The 18,585-nt window shown below is 70.1% G+C and carries 10 protein-coding genes; 9 read left to right on the top strand and 1 reads right to left on the bottom strand.

The window, feature by feature from the left end:
* Positions 1-4: 4 nt before the first annotated feature.
* A complete protein-coding gene (locus RUR_RS05275; RefSeq protein WP_283133714.1) occupies positions 5-730 on the bottom strand; it encodes a GNAT family N-acetyltransferase in 726 nt (241 codons plus the stop codon).
* A gap of 125 nt (positions 731-855) precedes the next feature.
* On the opposite strand from RUR_RS05275, the gene RUR_RS05270 reads away from it, so the two are divergent.
* The 9 genes from RUR_RS05270 to RUR_RS05230 all read left to right on the top strand — a co-directional run bounded on the left by RUR_RS05270 (position 856) and on the right by RUR_RS05230 (position 18,471).
* Positions 856-1,413 carry a hypothetical protein gene (locus RUR_RS05270; protein ID WP_283133713.1) on the top strand — a complete coding sequence of 186 codons (558 nt, stop codon included), beginning with the start codon at positions 856-858 and terminating at the stop codon, positions 1,411-1,413.
* 52 nt (positions 1,414-1,465) lie between these two features.
* On the top strand, positions 1,466-2,011 hold the full coding sequence (gene def, locus RUR_RS05265) for a peptide deformylase (protein ID WP_283133712.1): 546 nt from the start codon (positions 1,466-1,468) through the stop codon (positions 2,009-2,011).
* Positions 2,012-2,014: 3 nt separating this feature from the next.
* Complete coding sequence (fmt, locus tag RUR_RS05260) at positions 2,015-2,944, top strand: methionyl-tRNA formyltransferase (protein ID WP_283133711.1); 930 nt, start codon at positions 2,015-2,017, stop codon at positions 2,942-2,944.
* Entirely contained in the window at positions 2,941-4,335 is a 1,395-nt protein-coding gene (locus RUR_RS05255) for an RsmB/NOP family class I SAM-dependent RNA methyltransferase (RefSeq protein WP_283133710.1), read from the top strand. Before fmt ends, RUR_RS05255 begins: the two co-directional genes overlap by 4 nt.
* Positions 4,336-4,418: 83 nt before the next feature.
* Positions 4,419-5,633 (top strand): cytochrome P450, encoded by a 1,215-nt coding sequence (locus tag RUR_RS05250; RefSeq protein WP_346349014.1) that lies wholly within the window; start codon positions 4,419-4,421, stop codon positions 5,631-5,633.
* Positions 5,634-5,913: 280 nt separating this feature from the next.
* Complete coding sequence (locus tag RUR_RS05245) at positions 5,914-7,116, top strand: cytochrome P450 (RefSeq protein ID WP_283133709.1); 1,203 nt, start codon at positions 5,914-5,916, stop codon at positions 7,114-7,116.
* 532 nt (positions 7,117-7,648) lie between these two features.
* Positions 7,649-7,855, top strand: a complete 207-nt coding sequence (locus RUR_RS05240; protein ID WP_283133708.1) for a ferredoxin — start codon at positions 7,649-7,651, stop codon at positions 7,853-7,855.
* Positions 7,856-8,538: 683 nt separating this feature from the next.
* The gene (locus tag RUR_RS05235; RefSeq protein ID WP_283133707.1) at positions 8,539-12,075 is read left to right on the top strand and encodes an RICIN domain-containing protein; all 3,537 of its coding nucleotides are present in this window, start codon (positions 8,539-8,541) and stop codon (positions 12,073-12,075) included.
* Between the two features lie 369 nt (positions 12,076-12,444).
* Positions 12,445-18,471, top strand: coding sequence for an RHS repeat-associated core domain-containing protein (locus tag RUR_RS05230; RefSeq protein ID WP_283133706.1), 6,027 nt, complete (start codon positions 12,445-12,447; stop codon positions 18,469-18,471).
* Positions 18,472-18,585 lie beyond the last annotated feature (114 nt).

Below are 18,585 nucleotides of genomic sequence, written 5' to 3'. Positions count from 1 at the left end.
GGCTCTAGTTCGGGACGGTCACCCGGATTGAGGAGAGGACGAGCTCGAAGCCGACGCGTTCGTAGACCCAGCGGGCGGGGTTGCCCTCGGTCACGGCGAGCCCGAGGGCGGGCAGTCCCGCCTCGGCTCCGAGGGCGAGCGCCCGCCGGAGCAGGGCGGAGCCCAGTCCGGCGTAGGAGGGAGCGGGGTCGCGGAAGACGTCGATGATCCAGGGACCGCTCAGCGGCGGCTGCCCGGCCCAGTCGGCGACGAGGACTCCGGCGACCACCCGACCCTGGTCCAGGGCGAATCCGCTACAGGGGAGGAGCGGTCCGAGGACCTTCCCGGCGAGCATGTCGGCGAGGTCGTGGTCGTCCTGCCGGTCGGGGTGCTCGGGGTGGTAGGCGCTCCGCCAGCTCGGGAAGACCTCCTCGGGGGTGACCTTCTCGTGGCCCACGACGGGAAGTCCGGGGTCCGGCCACTCCGCCGCTGGGGGCTCCACCGTCAGGTTCCGGGTGTAGAGGTGCGCGTGACGTTCGAGGACGCATCCGGCGGCGATCAGCTCACGGCCGAGCCGCTCACTCCCGACGACCGACCAGCCGCGCATTCTCCGCATGATCAGATCGGCCGCCCCGGGGCCGAGGACCTCGACCAGGTCGGCGGAGGGCCGGCCGTTCCTGACGTCCTCGATATAGGAGATCACCGGGCGCCCCGCGTCGTCCTTTATGACCTTCCGTACAGTGATGTCCACTCTTTTCACGCTAGGCCGGGCCGGTCGCGCTCGCAAACGGTTATCGCCGTCGGAAGCCACCGGGGAACGCGCGCGCAGGATGCGGTGGAGCGGTGGGCACAGGGCGGTAGTCTCATGCGGTGGTCATGGCGTTGTCCGAGTGTGAGCTGGCATCGGCGGTGTTCCGCGTCCCGCTGGTGGTGGAGGCGCGGTCGCTGGCCGAGTGGGAGGACGGGCGCTCCGTCGACGAGCGGGGTTTCCCGGTGGAGACGCCCGCCGGCCTGCGGGAGCCGGCGCTCGCCTGGGTCGTCGCGGTCAACGGCGGGCTGGCCAGGGTGGACATCGAGGCGCGGGTCGCCCACCGGGGCCCGAACCTCGCGGTCCCGGACGGCGGTACGGCCGAGCGGCTCATGGAACTCTGGGACGGGGTCGTCATGGACGTGCTGGATCAGGCGGAGGACGGGGTGATCGCGTCCCGGGTCGCCGCCGAGCTGCCCGGGGCGCTGCTCCGCCGGTTGGCCGAGGGGGAGAGCGTGCGGGATGAAGAGTTGTTCGGCCCCGGTGGGCTCTCCGACGAACTCCGCGGTGGGGTCGGCGACGGGCTCGACCTCTTCGCCTACTGCGGTCTGGTCGAGCACGGGGACGGCGTCGTGGCGCTCACCCCGCTCGGGCACTGGGGCCTGACGCGGGACGCCGAGCGCTGAGGTGGGTGGCGCTTCCTCGTAGACTGGTGGAAACCCAATCAGCGAGGGAGATATGGCCATTCAGCCCATCCGGCTCTTCGGAGACCCGGTGCTGCGCACTCCGGCCGAGCCGGTGCGGGACTTCGACGCCGAGCTGCGCCGTCTCGTCAAGGATCTGAGCGACACCATGATGGACGCGCCGGGGGTGGGCCTGGCCGCGCCGCAGATCGGGGTGAGTCTGCGGGTCTTCACGTATTACGTCGACGACGTCCTCGGACATCTGATCAATCCCGATCTGGACCTGTCCTCCGAGTGCGAGGAGGGCGACGAGGGGTGTCTCTCCCTGCCCGGGCTCACCTTCCCGACGACGCGGTCGATTCACACGGTCGCCAAGGGCTACAACATGTACGGTGAGCCTGTCACGATCGAGGGCAGCCACCTGCTGGCCCGGTGTATTCAGCATGAGACGGACCACCTTGACGGGGTGCTCTTCATCGACCGGCTCGACCCGGTGCAGCGCAAGCTGGCGATGAAGGCGATCCGGGAGGCGGAGTGGGCCGGTGCGCAGCCGCCCGCGTTCAAGATCTCACCCCATTCGACGTTCGGGAAGGCGCTTTAAGACGTGCGTCTGGTCTTCGCGGGAACCCCTTTCACGGCATTGCCGTCGCTCGACGCGCTGCTCGCGTCCCGTCACGAGGTGGTCGCCGTGGTCACCCGGCCGGACGCGCCGGCGGGCCGTGGGCGCCGGCAGACGACGAGCCCGGTGGCCGAGCGGGCCGAGCAGGCGGGCATCGAGACCCTCAAGCCCGCGCGGGCCCGTGATCCGGAGTTCCTGGACCGGCTCCGGGAGATCGCCCCTGACTGCTGCCCGGTGGTGGCGTACGGCGCCCTGCTCCCTCAGGACGCCATCGACATTCCCCGCTTTGGCTGGATAAATCTGCATTTCTCGGTGTTGCCGGCGTGGCGGGGGGCCGCTCCGGTCCAGCACGCCATCCTCCGCGGCGACGACGTCACCGGGGCGACCACCTTCGAGATCGAGGAGGGGCTGGACTCCGGTCCGGTCTACGGCGTCGTGACCGAGGAGATCAAGTCCTCCGACACCTCCGGCGACCTGCTGTCCAGGCTCGCGATCTCGGGCGCCGGGCTGCTCGTCGCCACCCTGGACGGGATCGAGGACGGCGAGTTGACGTCCCGCCCCCAGCCCGTGGACGGGGTGAGCCTCGCGCCCAAGCTCGGGGTCGACGACGCGCGGATCGACTGGGCCGCGCCGGCCCGCCACGTGGACCGGCTCATCCGGGCCTGCACCCCCGCGCCCGGCGCCTGGACCGTGTTCCGCGACCACCGCGTCAAGATCGGTCCGGTACGGCCCGCGCCGGACGCCCCGAAAGCCGGACCGGGAGAGCTCGTCGTGGTCCGCGACCGGGTGTTCGCGGGCACCGGCAGCCACCCCGTGGAGCTCGGGGAGGTACGGCCGGAGGGCAAACGGCAGATGGGCGCCGGCGAGTGGGCGCGCGGGGCGCGGCTCGCCGCCGAGGATCGGCTGGGCCGGTGACGACAGGCGATCGGCGCGGGCGCCCGCGCAGAACCCGGCCTGCCCGTGACGAGGCGCGGAACGCGGCCTTCGACCTGCTTCGCGCGGTCGACGAACGGGACGCCTACGCCAACCTGCTCATGCCGGTCCTGCTCGCCGAGCGGCGGCTGACCGGCCGGGACGCGGCCCTGGCGACCGAGCTGGCCTATGGGACCCTGCGGGGCCTGGGCACCTACGACGCGGTGATCGACGCCTGTGGCGACCGGCCCTGCGACAAGATCGACCCGCCGCTGCTCGACGCGCTCCGCCTCGGCGCCCATCAGCTGCTCCGTACCCGGATTCCCCCCCACGCGGCGGTGAGCGCCACGGTCGACCTGGTCCGGCTGCGGATCGGGACCGGCGCGTCCCGGTTCGCCAACGCGGTGCTGCGCAGGATCGCGGGCCGCGACCTGGCGCAGTGGCTGGAGGTCGTCGCCCCGCCGGCGGACGAGGACCCGGTGGGCCGGCTCGCCGTGTCCCACAGCCACCCCCGCTGGGTGGTCACGGCGCTCCGCGACGCCCTCCGCGCCGACGGTGCGTCCGCGGACGAGCAGCTTGAGGCGCTGCTCGCCGCCGACAACGAGCGGCCCAGGGTGTCGCTGGTGGCCCGTCCTGGCCGGGCCTCGGTCGAGGAGCTCACCGCGGCGGGGGCGACCCCCGCGGCGTACTCGCCGTACGGCGCCTATCTGGGGGAGGGGGACCCGGGCGGGATCGCCGCGGTCGCCCAAGGCCGCGCGGCCGTCCAGGACGAGGCGAGTCAGCTGGTGGCGCTCGCGCTGACCCGGGTGCCGCTCTCCGGCGAGGATCACCTCTGGCTGGACATGTGCGCGGGCCCCGGCGGCAAGGCCGGGCTCCTGGAGGCGCTCGCCGCGGAGCGGGGCGCCCGGCTCCTCGCCTCCGACGCGCGTCATCACCGGGCCAAGCTCGTCTGGCGGACCACCCGGGACGCCGGGGTGATCGTCGCGGACGGTAGGGCGGGCGCCTGGCGGCCGGGGTCGTTCGACCGGGTCGCGGTGGACGCCCCCTGCACCGGGCTGGGCGCGCTCCGGCGGCGTCCCGAGGCCCGCTGGCGCCGGGATCCCGGCAGCGTCCCCGAGCTGGCCGAGCTGCAGCGAGGGCTGCTGACCGCGGCGCTCGCGGCGGTACGGCCGGGGGGCGTGGTCGCCTACGTCACCTGTTCCCCGCATCCGGCGGAGACCCGGGAGGTGGTCGCGGACGTGCTGCGCGGCCGGGACGATGTGACGGAGCTGCCCGCCGCGGAGTTCATCCCGGAGGTGGCGGATTTCGGCCCCGGGCCTTATGCGCAGTTCTGGCCGCACCGGCATGGCACCGACGCCATGTTCCTCGCGCTGATGCGGCGGGAGAACGGATAACTTCCCGTATCGGTATCGTGTCAATTCGTGAGAAGTGATGTTTCGTATAGCCGACGAAGCTGAACCGATCACGAGGAGTTCACATGCCGGAATCGCCGCGCGAGACGCAGTCGGCACCCGTCACCATGCCCTTTGACCGGTCCACCTACTTCGACCCTCCGCCGCGGCTGGCCGAGTATCGCCGGGAGAGCCCGATCCGCCGGCTGGCCTTCACCGACGGACATCTGGGCTGGCTGGTGACCGGCTACGACACCGCCCGCGCCGTGCTCGCCGATCCCCGGTTCAGCAACCGGGACGCCTTCCTGCACCCGATCGTGCCGCCCGAGTTCACCAACCCCCTGCAGACCGGCGGCTTTCCGCCGAGCTTCTTCCTCTTCACGGACCCGCCGGATCACACGCGCTATCGGAAGCCGCTGACCGGGCACTTCACGGTACGGCGGATGCGGCTCCTGCAGGAGCGGGTGGCGCAGATCGTCGAAGAGCGGCTGGCGGAGATGGAGCGCCTGGGCCCGCCGCTGGATCTCGTGGCGGAGTTCGCGCTGCCGATCCCGTCGCTGGTCATCTGTGAGCTGCTCGGGGTGCCCTACACGGACCGGGCGGCTTTCCAGCGGGACAGCAGGCTGCTGACCGATTTCACGACCACGGCCGAGGAGGCCGCCGCCGCCCTCGGGTCGCTCGGCGGATATCTGTACGAACTCATCCTGCGCAAGCGGGCCACGCCGACGGACGACCTTCTCGGCGAGCTGGCGTCCGCCGAGGGATTCACCGTCGAGGAGATCATCGGGATGTCGATGCTCCTGCTGATCGCGGGGTACGAGACCACGGCGAACCTACTCGGCCTCGGCACGCTGGCCCTGCTGGACAACCCCGGGCAGCTGGCCCTCCTCCGCGACGATCCGTCCGTCGCGGACGGCGCGGTGGAGGAGCTGCTGCGCCACCTGAGTGTGGTGACCGTCGGGTCGACCCGGTCGGCGACCGAGGACGTGGAGATCGGCGGGCACACGATAGCGGCGGGGGAGACCGTGGTGGTGTCGCTGGCGGCGGCCAACCGGGATCCGCTCCGGTTCGACTCACCCGACGACCTCGACCTCACCCGGCAGGCCCCCGGGCATCTGGCGTTCGGCCACGGCATCCACCAGTGCCTGGGGCAGCAGCTGGCCAGGATCGAGCTGAAGATCGCCTTTCCCGCCCTGATCCGGCGCTTCCCCGGTCTGCGCCTGGCCGATCCCGGTGCACCGATCCCGGTGCGCACCTACGCCACCGTCCACGGAGTGGAGCGCCTCCCGGTGACCTGGTAGCAGGGTCGGCTTCCCAGGCGGGCGTTTCCGGGGAAGTCACAAAAATGTCGCCGTGGCGTTCATTCCCGAGGCGATGGGATTTCGGGCCCGGACTTTATCGTGGATTCCGGCCGCACCGACATGGGACCTGCGGCGTCCCGCATTGCCACGGCGGGGCCGCAGGTACTCTCCTAGCCACTGTTCTCATACCCGAGCGCGATTTATCAAAATGATAGGTGCAAAATCGCGAAATGCGTTGTTTGTTAGAAGGGAGTGCTTCAGGTCCTGATAAGGGGTGTAAATGGGTAGCTCTTCCTATGAAACTGTCCAAATCACCACAACTCGGAAAGATCACTTCAACCCTCCCACGGAATGGGGAGAGTGGCGGGCGGAGGCCCCGATCCGCCGGCTGACCTTCCCCGACGGGCATCGGGGCTGGCTGGTCTCCGGCTACCGGCACGCCAGGACGCTCCTCGCGGACCCGCGCTTCAGCAACCGGCCGGAACTGCAGCACGCCGTCCTCCCGATCCTGCTGTTTGAGGATCCGCAGGGCCTGGGGCTCCCGCCGGGCTTCTTCATCTTCCTGGATCCGCCGGAGCACACCCGGTATCGGGGGGCGCTGACCGGCCAGTTCACCGTACGGCGGATGCGGCTGCTGGAGAGCCGGGTCGCCGAGATCGTCACCGAGCACCTGGACGCGATGGAGGCCGCGGGTCCGCCCGCCGACCTGATGGCCGACTTCGCGCTGCCGATTCCGTCGCTGGTCATCTGCGAGTTGCTCGGGGTGCCCTACGACGACCGGGAGGTGTTCCAGCGGGAGACCGACGTGCTGATCGCCTTCGACGTCGGCATGGACGAGGCCCAGGCGGCGATGGCCCGGCTGGCCGGCTATCTGCTGGGGCTGGTGGCGCGGAAGCGCGCGGCCCCCTCCGACGACCTGCTCGGCGGCCTCGCCGGCGGGACCGACCTGAGCGACGCGGAGATCACCGGGATGGCGTTCCTCCTGCTGGGCGCCGGACATGAGACGACGGCGAGCATGCTCGGCCTCGGCACGCTGGCGCTGCTCCGCCACCCGGCCCAGCTCGCGGCGATGCGTGACGATCCGGATGTGGTCGACGGCGGAGTCGAGGAGCTGATGCGATACCTCAGCGTGGTCACGGCGGGGGTGACCAGGGCGGCGCTCGACGACGTCGAATTCGAGGGGCATCTCGTCAAGGCGGGCGAATCGGTGGTGTTCCTGCTGCCCGAGGCGAACCGGGATCCGCTCCGGTTCGGCGCCCCCGACGAGCTCGACCTGTCGCGGACGGCCTCGGGTCATCTGGCGTTCGGGCACGGGATCCATCAGTGCCTGGGGCAGCAGCTGGCCCGGATCGAGCTGCGGATCGCGTTTCCCGCGCTTCTGCGGCGTTTCCCCGGCCTGCGGCCGGCCGTACCGATCGAGCAGATCACGGTGAAACCGGGATCCCTCATCCACGGCCTGACGCGGTTCCCCGTTACCTGGTAACCGTTTCCACGACCTCCGGCGGAGTCGACGGATGGCGGCTCAGTGAATAGGGGTCAAGTCACTATTCCACTACCAAATGGTTGTCCTGTCCCGAGGGCTCTGGAAAATCATGTAGCTAAATGGTTGTTGGAAAGGGGTGTATGCGGTCGTCATGCGCAGGCAGGGGTGAGGACATAGGCTCCGCCCCAGATTCGGTTCACATCACCACAAGAACGGATCATTTCCGCCCTCCCGTGGGATGGGGAGTTCGGCGGGGCGAAGTCATCCTGGTCGTCGTAGGGCACCCGCTCCGGTTCGCCGATCCCGGCGAGCCCGACCTGTCGCGGACGGGCTCGGGCCATCCGGCGTTTGGGCACGGGGTCCACCGGTGTGCGAGGCAGCGGTTCGTGAGGATCGAGATGCGTATCGCCTACCCCGCCTTGCTCCGGCGCCTCCCCGATCCGCGGTTGGCCTTGCGCGGAGGAGGACGTCCCGATGAGGGGGCACACGATCGTCCACCGGGTCCGCAGCCTCCCCGTGGCCCGGTGATCGGATGAAGATCGAAGCCGATCGCGGCGTCTGCATCGGGGCCGGGATGTGTGCGCTCACCCTGCCCTCGGTGTTCGATCAGAGCGACGACGACGGCACGGTGATCCTGCTCACCGTACGCCCGGGACCGGCCGAGGAGGTACTGGTACGGCGTGCCGTACAGCTGTGCCCTTCCGGAGCCCTGTCCGTCACGGACGGGCCGGGCGCCTGAACCCGCATGGGTGGACGCCTCGCGCGAGGCACCCGGCAAGGGGAACCAAGCACACCTGACGAAGGTCGTGCGGCGCAGCCTAGGGGAGACCTCACCGCGCCGCCGACCGACATGAATGTACAGTTCTCATTCATCGACCGATATGAATAAAAGCTGGACCGATATGAATGCATGGGTCTCAATAGTCGACGGATATGAAAATACGGCTCCCTGTCTTTCGACGGATATGGGCGCATGGGTCTCCGTCCTCGACTGAAATGAATACGCAAGACCCTGTGCGACCATCCCTGCTCAGCCGAAATATGCGCACCGTGCGGCGGACGGCCGGGGTCGCCGGACCTGACGGACGTTTGGCGGAAGCCGGGCCTACGTAGTGCTGCCGGACTGCCATCTAGCTGGGCTGATCGACCGGAAGCGCCAGGAGGTGGACAGCCGCCCTGGACCTTTCTCAAGCCTCCGAACGGGCTGTTTCCTCCTTGATTCAGAGGAATCGGGGATTGTCCGGCACGCGTCAGGCGCCGCGCCGGCCGGCCGAATATACAACGCATATACGCTGCCCAAGAAACATCGATGCGTGCATTTTGTGAATAGGAGCATCGATGTGTGCATCCCTGCGGACGCGCGCTGTCACCCGCGTTCGGGTATTTGCCTCGGCCATTGTCGTGACGGCTGCCACCGTGGTCGTGTCTCCCTCAACCGTCTCGGCTAAACCCCCGCCCACGCCGTGCGCCGACCACGCGGCGGCGACCGAGGCGGCGGCCAAGATAGCGCTGTCCTGCAACCGAAGGGTGGAGGTGACGGCGAAACGCTCGCCGACCGCCCAGGTCTTCGCCAACCCGGACGGCACCCTCACCATGGAGAGCTCCGCGATGCCCCGCCGGGTCAAGCGGGCCGACGGCTCGTGGGCCGACATCGATCCCTCGTTGCGCGCCGGTCCGGACGGCGCCTTGGCACCGGTGGCCTCGACGCTGGACGTCCGCTTCAGCGGAGGCGGCGCCGGGCCCATGGTCACGGTCGGGCAGGGTGCCGAACAGGTGGCGCTGACCTGGCCGGAGGCCCTCCCGAAGCCGTCGGTCGCCGGGGACACGGCCACCTACGGCGACGTCTACCCCGGTACCGACCTGCACCTGCGGGCCACGGGAACCGGGTTCACCCATGTGCTTGAGGTCAAATCGGCCCAGGCGGCGGCGCACCCCGCGCTGCGCCGGCTCGGCTACCGCCTGTCCGGCGGCGCAGATGTGCGGCTGCGGGAGAACTCCCAAGGGGGAGTGGACGCGGTCACCGCCGACGGCAGGGAGCTGCTGCACTCGGGCGGCGCGTCGATGTGGGACTCCGCCGCCACCACGACGGTCGGCAAACAGGCGAGGTTGTCCTCCTTGCGGGAAGCCGGGGTGAGCGCCCGGCAGGCGCACGTCAAGACCCGCTTCACCGGGGGCAGCCTGGTCACCGAGCCGGATACCGCGCTGCTGACCGGCCCGGACACCCGCTTCCCGCTGTTCATCGACCCGGCCTATCTCGGTCCGACGGGCGCGTCGCGCTGGGCGTACGCGACCAGCACCAACGTCAACCGTACCGACGAGTACGCCCGGATCGGCCGCGACCCCGCGGGCAACTACGAGGCCCGATCGTTCTTCGAGTTCGCCACGGCCCCTCTGGCCGGGTCAAAGATTATGTCGGCGAACTTCTCGATCGATCTGTACCACTCCTCCTCATGCGGCCCGACGCCGACGAACCTCTGGCACAGCGCCTCGATCTCCGGCACCCCGCGCGCCGACTGGAGCCCGTCCCTGATCACGGTGCTGAACACTCAGTCCGCTGCGGCCAACAAGGACGACTGCTTCACGCCGGCGATCCCGAAGATGATCTTCGACGGGAACCTCGCGGCCAACCTGCAGGCCAATGCGGCCAACCCCGGTGCCGGCGCCTACACCCTGGCGCTGGCGGCCCCGACCGAATGCAACTGCAACGCGTCCAGGGAGCAGTGGAAGAAGTTCATCGCGCACACCGCACGCCTGATCGTCCACTACAACCACATACCGCGGACCCCGGCGGCGACGGATATGTCCATCGATCCGTCCTTCGACTGCACGCCGTCCGGCCTGCGGGTCAACACGTTGAACGGGATCACCCTGCGGGCCACGCTGTCGGACGGGAACGGCGACGTCGTCAAGGCCGACTGGACGGTCAACGGCATCGCCGCCCAGTACGCCCCGCCCGACTCCGCTTTCGCGGCGTCAGGAAGCGACTTCACCACCACCCTTCCCGCGGCGGCCTTCACCGAGAACACCACCTATTCCTGGACGGTCCGGGGCGTGGACGAGGCCCACGCCGGCGCCGACGGGCCACTGTGCACGTTCACCGTGGACAACTCCGTACCCGGCTCGCCGGTCGTCGCCTCGGCCGACCTCGCCCTCGGCACGGGTCTCATCGTGCCCGCGCCACCGGCCTCCGCCGTGACGGGCCGGGCCGCGCGGGTCACGCTCGCTCCGGCGAGCGGCGACACCGACGTGGCGGGATACCTGATCGGCGTGGGCGCGGGCACGGCGCGCGACCCCGGCATCTGGGTCCCCGCCGCCCCGGACGGCAGGGCGGTGGCACCGGTCGTCCCCATCGCCTCCGGCAGCACGATCAACTACCTGCGGGTACGGGCCAGGGACCTGAGCGGGCAGCTCGGCGGCACCGTCACCTACATGTTCAGGGCGGGCGCCGGCGCCGCCGTCCGGGTTCGCGGCGACGCGACCGGCGACGGCCGTCCGGACCTGACGGTGCTGGCGGATGCGGGCGGCGGCAAGAGCGCCCTGTGGCGCTGGACGGCCGACCCCGCCGGAACGGGCCTGTTCGAGCCGATCGCCACCCAGGACACCCCGGGCAGCTATGCGACCGCGTCGACGACGGTCGCCCAGGGCGACTTCGACGGGGACGGACTCGGCGACGTCGCCGTACTCCAGCCCAAGGGACCAGGGAGCGCGCTGACGGTCCAGCGGTCGGACGGCAACAACCTGCTCGGGACCCCGGAGCTGTGGTCGGATCCGACCTGGGCGCCGGCGACCATGAAGACGGTCGCCGGTGACTTCACCGGGGACGGCAAGGACGACCTGCTGGTGCTCAAGGACGACGGATCGGCCACCTGGCGGGTCTGGGTCCTGCGGGCGACCGGGACGGCGGGGAACGTGCAGTTCGCCGCGCCGGCGGTGTGGTGGTCCAACCCGCCGGGACACGCCGAGTGGAGCAGGATGAAGGTCGTCGCCGGTGACTTCAACGGCGACGGCAAGACCGACTTCGGGCACTTCTACGACTACGGGTCGTGCCACACGAAGGTGTGGATCCACTACAGCACCGGATCGGCGCTTCAGAGCGGGACCATGCAGTGGGACGGCGGCGTCAACAACGCCTGTTGGGACCGGGCCTCGTACATCATCGGCGACTTCAACGGTGACGGCAAGGACGACCTGGGAAACTTCTACGACTACGGGTCGTGCCAGACGAAGTTGTGGACCCATCCGGCGAATGCGGCGGGCACCGGGTTCGACCTGCCGGTGCTGCACTTCGACTCCGGCCAGAACTCCTGGTGCCGGGACGCCGTCGAGCCGAGCGTCGCCGACGACAACGCCGACGGCAAGGACGACGTCACCGTGGTCTACCGGTGCTGCGGCCCCGGTCAGCGGGTGATCTGGCGCTTCGTCTCGGCGGGCGCGACGATGGCCGCGCCCCGGCTGGTCGCCAAGACCGCGCTCAACTCGGGCGGCAGATGGGCCCTGGCGGTCGACCAGTCGGGGGTGTACAAGCTGATGGCGCGGCACTCCGGGATGTGCGTCGACGTCGCGTGGGGCAGCACCGCCAACGGCGCGGCCATCTGGCAGTGGGGCTGCCACGGCTACGGTGGCCAGGCGTTCCGGGTGGTGTTCCACGGGGCCGGGCAGTACATGCTGCAACCGGCGCACACCACCGGGATGTGCCTGTCGGCGCACGGGAGCGCTAACGGCAACGGAGCCATCCAGTACCAGTGCGGGCCTGCTGGCGACCAGGTCTACAAACTGGAATACGTCTCGGGCACCGGTGACGGCACCCTCGTGCGGATGAGGCCGCTGCACACCGGCAGGTGCCTGGACGTCAGCAACGTGAGCATGGACCAGGGCGCGGCCATCATCCAGTACGACTGCTACGGGAACGCCAACCAGGACTTCTACCTCCAGCGCACCACGGTGGCGCCACCGCCCTGAGCTCGGCCCGTACCGGATGAACCGTTCCGGTCGCGTTCCGACCGGAACGCGACCGGTCCGTTCACGATCGGCCGCCCGCACCGGCTCGGTCCCTCCGACCACCGGTCCGGCGACCTCGACGACGTGCGGATCCGGATCCGCACGCCCAACGCGGAGGAGGTCACCACCCTTCACACCACCCGCGGCTGACGCCGTACATCCCGAAATCCCAACATCTCGGTAAGGAGAACGGCGATGGCGAGACAAGCCCTGCGCCGACTGAAAGTCACCACCACCATAGGCATAACGCTTGCAGCCCTGCTCACACCCGTGGCACCCACGAGCGCGGCGGGCGCGGCGGCTCGGCCACCTCTCCCGAAATCCGGGAAGGTGGCCTCAATCCCCGGCCGCGACGTGGTCCCGAGCAAGGCGCCGGCCGATCCGACGGCGGCCCACAACATGACGCGGGCGATGGCCGCGGCCTGGCCGAAGGGCGGTTCGGCGGAGGTCGCCGTGCCGCCCGGCGGGGCGACGTTCGCGAAGTCGTCGAGCCTGCCGGTCGCCGTGGCCGCGGCGTCGGAGGCGCCCGCGCCTGGGCGCGTCCAGGTCGACGTTTTACACCAGGACGGTCTCCCGCGCGGAGTGGTCCCGCTCCGGGTCAAGGCGGTGGACGGGCCGGACAGCCAGGTACGGCTGCGCGTGGACTACCGGGCGTTCGCCCAGGCGTACGGCGCCGGATACGGATCCCGGCTGCGGTTGACATCGCTGAGCGGCTGCGCCGCCCCCGGTGACCCGGGCTGTGTCCGTCGTGAGCTGTCCACGGTCAACGACCGGGCGGCCCGGCTGCTGACGGCGCCGGTGGAGGCGACCAAGGCGGGCACCATGGTCGTGGTGGAGTCCGCCCCCTCATCCGACGGCGGCAACTACGCGGCCACTCCCCTCTCGGCGACGGCGACCTGGTCGGCGGGCGGGAACTCCGGGGACTTCTCCTGGTCCTACCCGCTGCGGATGCCGCCGTCCCTCGGCGGCCCCGCACCGCAGATCGCGCTGTCGTACTCGGCCCAGTCGGTCGACGGCCGTACCGCCGCCAACAACAACCAGCCGTCGTGGATCGGCGAGGGCTTCGGCTACCACCCCGGGTCGATCACCCGCTCCTACAAGGCGTGCGCCGACGACGGCACGCCGGGTGTGGGGGACATGTGCTGGGGGTCCGACAACGCCATGCTCAGCATGTCCGGGCGGGGCGGTGAGCTGATCCGGGTGGCCGGCGGCGCCGACGTGTGGCGGCTGCGCAACGACGACGGCACCCGGGTGGAGCGGTTGACCGGAGCCTCCAACGGCGACAACGACGGCGAACACTGGAAGGTCACCACCACCGACGGCACCCAGTTCTTCTTCGGGCTGAACCGCCTGCCGGGCTGGACCACCGGCAAACCGGTCACCGGCTCGGCGTGGACGGTACCGGTGTTCGGCAACGCCGTCGGCGAGCCGTGCAACGCGGCCACGTTCGCCGCCTCGCACTGCAGCCAGGCCTACCAGTGGAACCTCGACTACATCGTCGATCCGCACGGCAACTCGATGTCGCTGTGGTACTCCACGGAGACCAGCAACTACGCCCGCAACCGCACCGACACCGCCGTGTCCGCCTACGTGCGGGGCGGCTGGCTGGCGCGCGTCGACTACGGCACCCGGCAGGACGGCGGCGTCGACTCCGCCCTGACGTCCGCACCCGCGCAGCGCGTGGTCTTCACCGTCCGGGACCGGTGCGTCGTCCAAGGCCCGACCTGCACCCCCGCCACACCGGCGAACTGGCCGGACGTGCCGTGGGACCGGCAGTGCGACTCGGCGACCTCGTGCCCGGGCAAGTACGCCCCGGCGTTCTACACGCAGAAGATGCTGTCCACCGTCACCACCCAGGTCGCCGCCGGGACCGGCCATCGCGACGTCGAGACCTGGACGCTCGACCACGTGTTCAAGGACCCGGGCGACGGCCACGACAAGATCCTCTGGTTGAACCGCATCGGGCACACCGGAAAGGCCGGCGGCACCACCACCGCCATGCCGGACGTCGTCCTCGACGCGGTCCACCGGGGCAATCGCGTCGACACCAGCCCGACCAAGAACCCGATCGTCAGGTACCGGCTCTCCTCGATCACCGACGAGTACGGAGGGGTCACCGCGGTCACCTACTCCCCGGCCGACTGCGCGCTCGGCTCCAACATGCCGTCCTCGCCCGACAACAACACCAAGCGGTGCTTCCCGGTGCGGTGGACGCCGTACGGCACCAGCGCGCCGACCTTGGACTGGTTCCACAAGTACGTGGTCACCAACGTCACCGTGACCGACCGCGCCGGCGGCGGATCCAAGGCCGTCGAGTCCGCCTACACCTACTCCGGCGCCCCGGCCTGGCACTACGACGAGGGTGAGTTCGTGCCCGACGCCCACAAGACCTGGGGGCAGTGGCGCGGCTACGGCCGGGTCCGCGTCGTCCGGGGAGCCGCCGACGACACCCGGTCGCAGACCGACACGGTCTACTTCCGCGGTATGCACGGCGACCGGCTCGCCTCCGGCACCCGCACCGTCACCCTCCCCGCCGACCCCGACTTCGGCGGCCCGGCGATCAACGACGAGCCGTGGCGGCAGGGACAGATCCGCGAGACCATCGACTACAACGGTGTCGGGGACGACGCGCCGGTGCTGGCCAAGACGCTCAACGAACCCTGGGAACACGGCCCGCACGCCAGCCGCACCCGCGGCGGGACCACCGTGCACGCCTACACCACCGGCGTGAAGTCCACCACCGCCAAGACCGCGCTGGACGGCGGGCGCGGCTGGCGGACCACCAAGGTGACCAACACCTTCGACCACGACGCCGGCGCGGCCAACCCGACCGGCCGTGTCGTGGCCGTCGACGACGCCGGTGACACCGCGCTCACCACCGACGACCGGTGCACGCGCACCACCTACGCCGCCAACGCGGCCGCGCACCTGCTCACCTCTCCCGTCCAGGTGGAGACCGTCGCCGTCGGCTGCGGCACCGCCCCCGACCGGTCCAGGCACGTGCTGTCGGACGTCCGGACCTACTACGACGGGGCCGCGGCCTTCGGCACCTCGATCGGCAAGGGCGACGTGACCCGGACCGAGCGCCTGGCCGACTGGAACGCGGGCAGCCCGCGGTACACGCCGATCGGCCGGTCGAGCTACGACGCTTACGGCCGGATCCTGGAGTCGTACGACGCGCTCGACCGCCGTACCTCCGCCTCCTACACCTCCGGCGCCTCATCGACCATCTCGGCCACGAACCCCATGCGCTGGACGCCCACCGTCACCACCATCGATCCCGCCTTCGGCGCCCCCACCAGCGTGGTCGACGCCAACGGTCGGCGGACCGACATGACCTACGACGGCCTCGGCCGCCTGACGGCGGTCTGGCTGCCCGGCCGCGACAAGGCGACCCAGACCGCCAGCCGGACCTACAGTTACACGGCCGCCGGAGAAGACTGGCCCACCTCGGTCGCCACCAGCACCCTCAACACCTCCGGAACCGGATACCTGACCGCGCACACCCTCTACGACGGGTTGCTGCGCGCCCGGCAGACCCAGCGGCCCGCGCCCGGCGGTGGCCGGATCATCACCGACGTCATGTACGACTCACGCGGCAACGCCGTGCTGAACAACCACGACTACCACAACAACGCCTCGCCGGGCGGCGTCCTGTACAAGCCCGACGAGCCGGTCCCGGGGCGCACCCTGACCACCTACGACCACGCGAGCAGGCCGACCGTCTCGGCCTTCCAGGTGAACAACGCGGAGCGGTGGCGCACCACCACCGCCTACGGCGGAGACCGTACCGACGTGAATGTCCCGGCGGGCGGCAACGCCACCTCCACCTGGACCGACGCCCGGGGTAACGTCCGCGAGCTGCGCCAGTACCACGGCAGCACGGTGGGCGGCACCTACGACACCACCCGCTACGGCTACACGCCGGACGGCAAGCGGGAGACCGTCACCGATCCCGCGGGGAACGTCTGGCGCTACCAGTACGACCAGCGCCGCCGTACGACGTCCGCGCACGACCCCGACAAGGGCACCGTCACCTATACCTACGACGACGCCGACCAGCTGGCGAGCGCGACCAACGCGCGCGGGGTCACCATGAACATGACCTACGACGCGCTCGGCCGCATGACCGGCGTCTACCAGGGCGCCGTCACGCCCGCCAACCAGCGAGCTGAATGGACCTTCGACACGCTTGGTGACGGGACGGCCGTCAAGGGCGAACCGGTCAAGTCCGTCAGGTACGCGGACGGGTCGGCCTACGTCACCGAGGTCACCGGATACGACGCGGCGTATCGGAGGACCGGCGTCTCGGTCACGATCCCCGCGGCCGAGGGCTCGCTCGCGGGCACATACCGGGCGTCGACCACCTACAACCCGGACGGAAGCATCGCCGACACCACCCTGCCGGCGGCCGGTGGGCTACCCGCCGAGACCTTGACCAACACCTACAACGCTGTCGGCCTCCCGGCCACGCTGAGCGGAATCAACACCTACGTCAGCCAGACCCACTACGACTCGCTCGGCCGGGTCGGCGACATGGAGATGACCGACGGCGGCGGCAAGACTCTCTCCCAGGTCTGGAACTACGAGGCCGGCACCGGCCGGCTCTTCCAGCACGGCGTGCTTGACCGGATCGCTCAGACTCTCTACCAGGACGCCCGGTACACCCGCGACGACGCCGGGAACGTCACCTCCATCAAGGACCTGACCAGTCAGTACGGCGCCGGGCCCGATGACAACCAGTGCCTGCGCTACGACCACCTCGCCCGCCTCAAGGACGCCTGGACCCCGGCGGACGGCAACTGCGCCGCAGCTCCCGCGACGAGCGCCCTGGGCGGACCGGCGCCCTACCGGCGGTCGTGGACCTACGACGCGATCGGCAACCGCCTCTCCGAGACCGAGCACACCGCCTCCGGCAACGTCACCCGGGCCTTCACCTACCCCGCCCCCGGCACGGGCCAGCCGCACACCCTGCGCAAGCTGGTGACCACACGACCGGGTGGCGGGACGGCCACCGACACCTACACCTACGACGAGGTGGGCAGCACCAAGACCCGCAACCTGGCCGGCAAGCCAGGCCAGACGCTGGAGTGGAATGCCGAGGGCCATCTGGCCTCGATCACCGAGGGCGGCGCCACCACCCGCTACCTCTACGACGCCGACGGCAACCGCCTGATGGCCAAGGATTCCGGCGGCGCCACGCTCTACCTCCCGGGCCAGGAAGTCCGCCGGACGGGGACCACCGTCACCGCCACCCGCTACTACGGGTCGAACGCGGCCCGCACGACCGCCGGCGGCCTGATCTGGACGGTCAACGACCACCACGGGACGAACTCCTTCACCTTCAACGCCTCGACGCTGGCCGACACCCGGCGCCGCACCACGCCGTTCGGCACGGTACGCGGCCAGACCCCGGCCTGGCCAACCACCAAGGGCTTCGTCGGCGGCACGGACGACCCGACCGGCCTCGTCCACGTGGGTGCGCGTGAGTACGACGCGAACACGGGCCGTTTCATCAGCGACGACCCCATCACCGACCATGCCGACCCGCAGCAGATGAACGGCTACGCCTACAGCAACAACACCCCGGCGACGGCCAGCGACCCATCGGGCCTGAAGCTCGCCTATGAGGGCGGCCACCGTCGCGGATGCACCGGAACACCGGACCGCTGCGCGGACCAGAGCGGCCAGAACGGAGGTCGGAACGGAGGAGGGTCGACCGGCAATCCCGCATGCGTCGGCGCCACCCCAAGCAGCCGCAGCGCCTCGTGCCAGGAGGACAAGGGACAGGACAACCCGATCACCGAAACGATCATCTTCGGCAAGCACGGCACCGTCCTGATGATCTTCGAGAACGGCCGCGCGTCCATCAACGGCTACCTCCTGCCCGAAGGGTTCCCCGGAGACCCCAGGGAGCTGGCCGCGGCCCTGGACGAGATGGATCTGGAGATCGACGAGTCCACGGAGGATCCCATCGAGGCGCTGAAGAACGCCACCAAGACGGCGAGGGCTCTCCTCTGGGTGTGCCACCAAAACTGCCACACGGAGAAGGGCACGAAGTGGAAGGACAAGGTCAGCACTGACATCGGGCTGCTGGAGGACATCATCCGGCCGGGCGCCCACCGTCTCTGCAAGGACAGGATGCAGGACGAGAACTACGCACAATGCGAGAGTGCCATGCAGCACTTCAGAAATGTTAAGAACGACCCATTCTGGCAAGGATGCGTCCAGAAAGTGAAAGACCATTGGGTAGCAGATGTGGCGGGTGCCGCCCTTATGCGTTCGGTGCCGCACATCGCGTGGGGTCCCGCGGCAGTCTCCTGCGTAATGGGAGGTACGGCAAAACTGGGGCATTGACGGAGGTCGTCGCCCGCAGCGTTACCGGCGGGTAGTGAGCCGCTCTTACGCTACGAAATCGGCGTCACTGCGAAGGATGGGCCGCAAGCCCACATGACGCGGTGTCAACCCCGA

The sequence above is a fragment of the Rhizohabitans arisaemae genome, from assembly GCF_025996515.1.
Classification (GTDB): domain Bacteria; phylum Actinomycetota; class Actinomycetes; order Streptosporangiales; family Streptosporangiaceae; genus Rhizohabitans; species Rhizohabitans arisaemae.
Note: the sequence above shows the minus strand (reverse complement) of the source record. Positions and strands in the feature narration are given on the sequence as shown.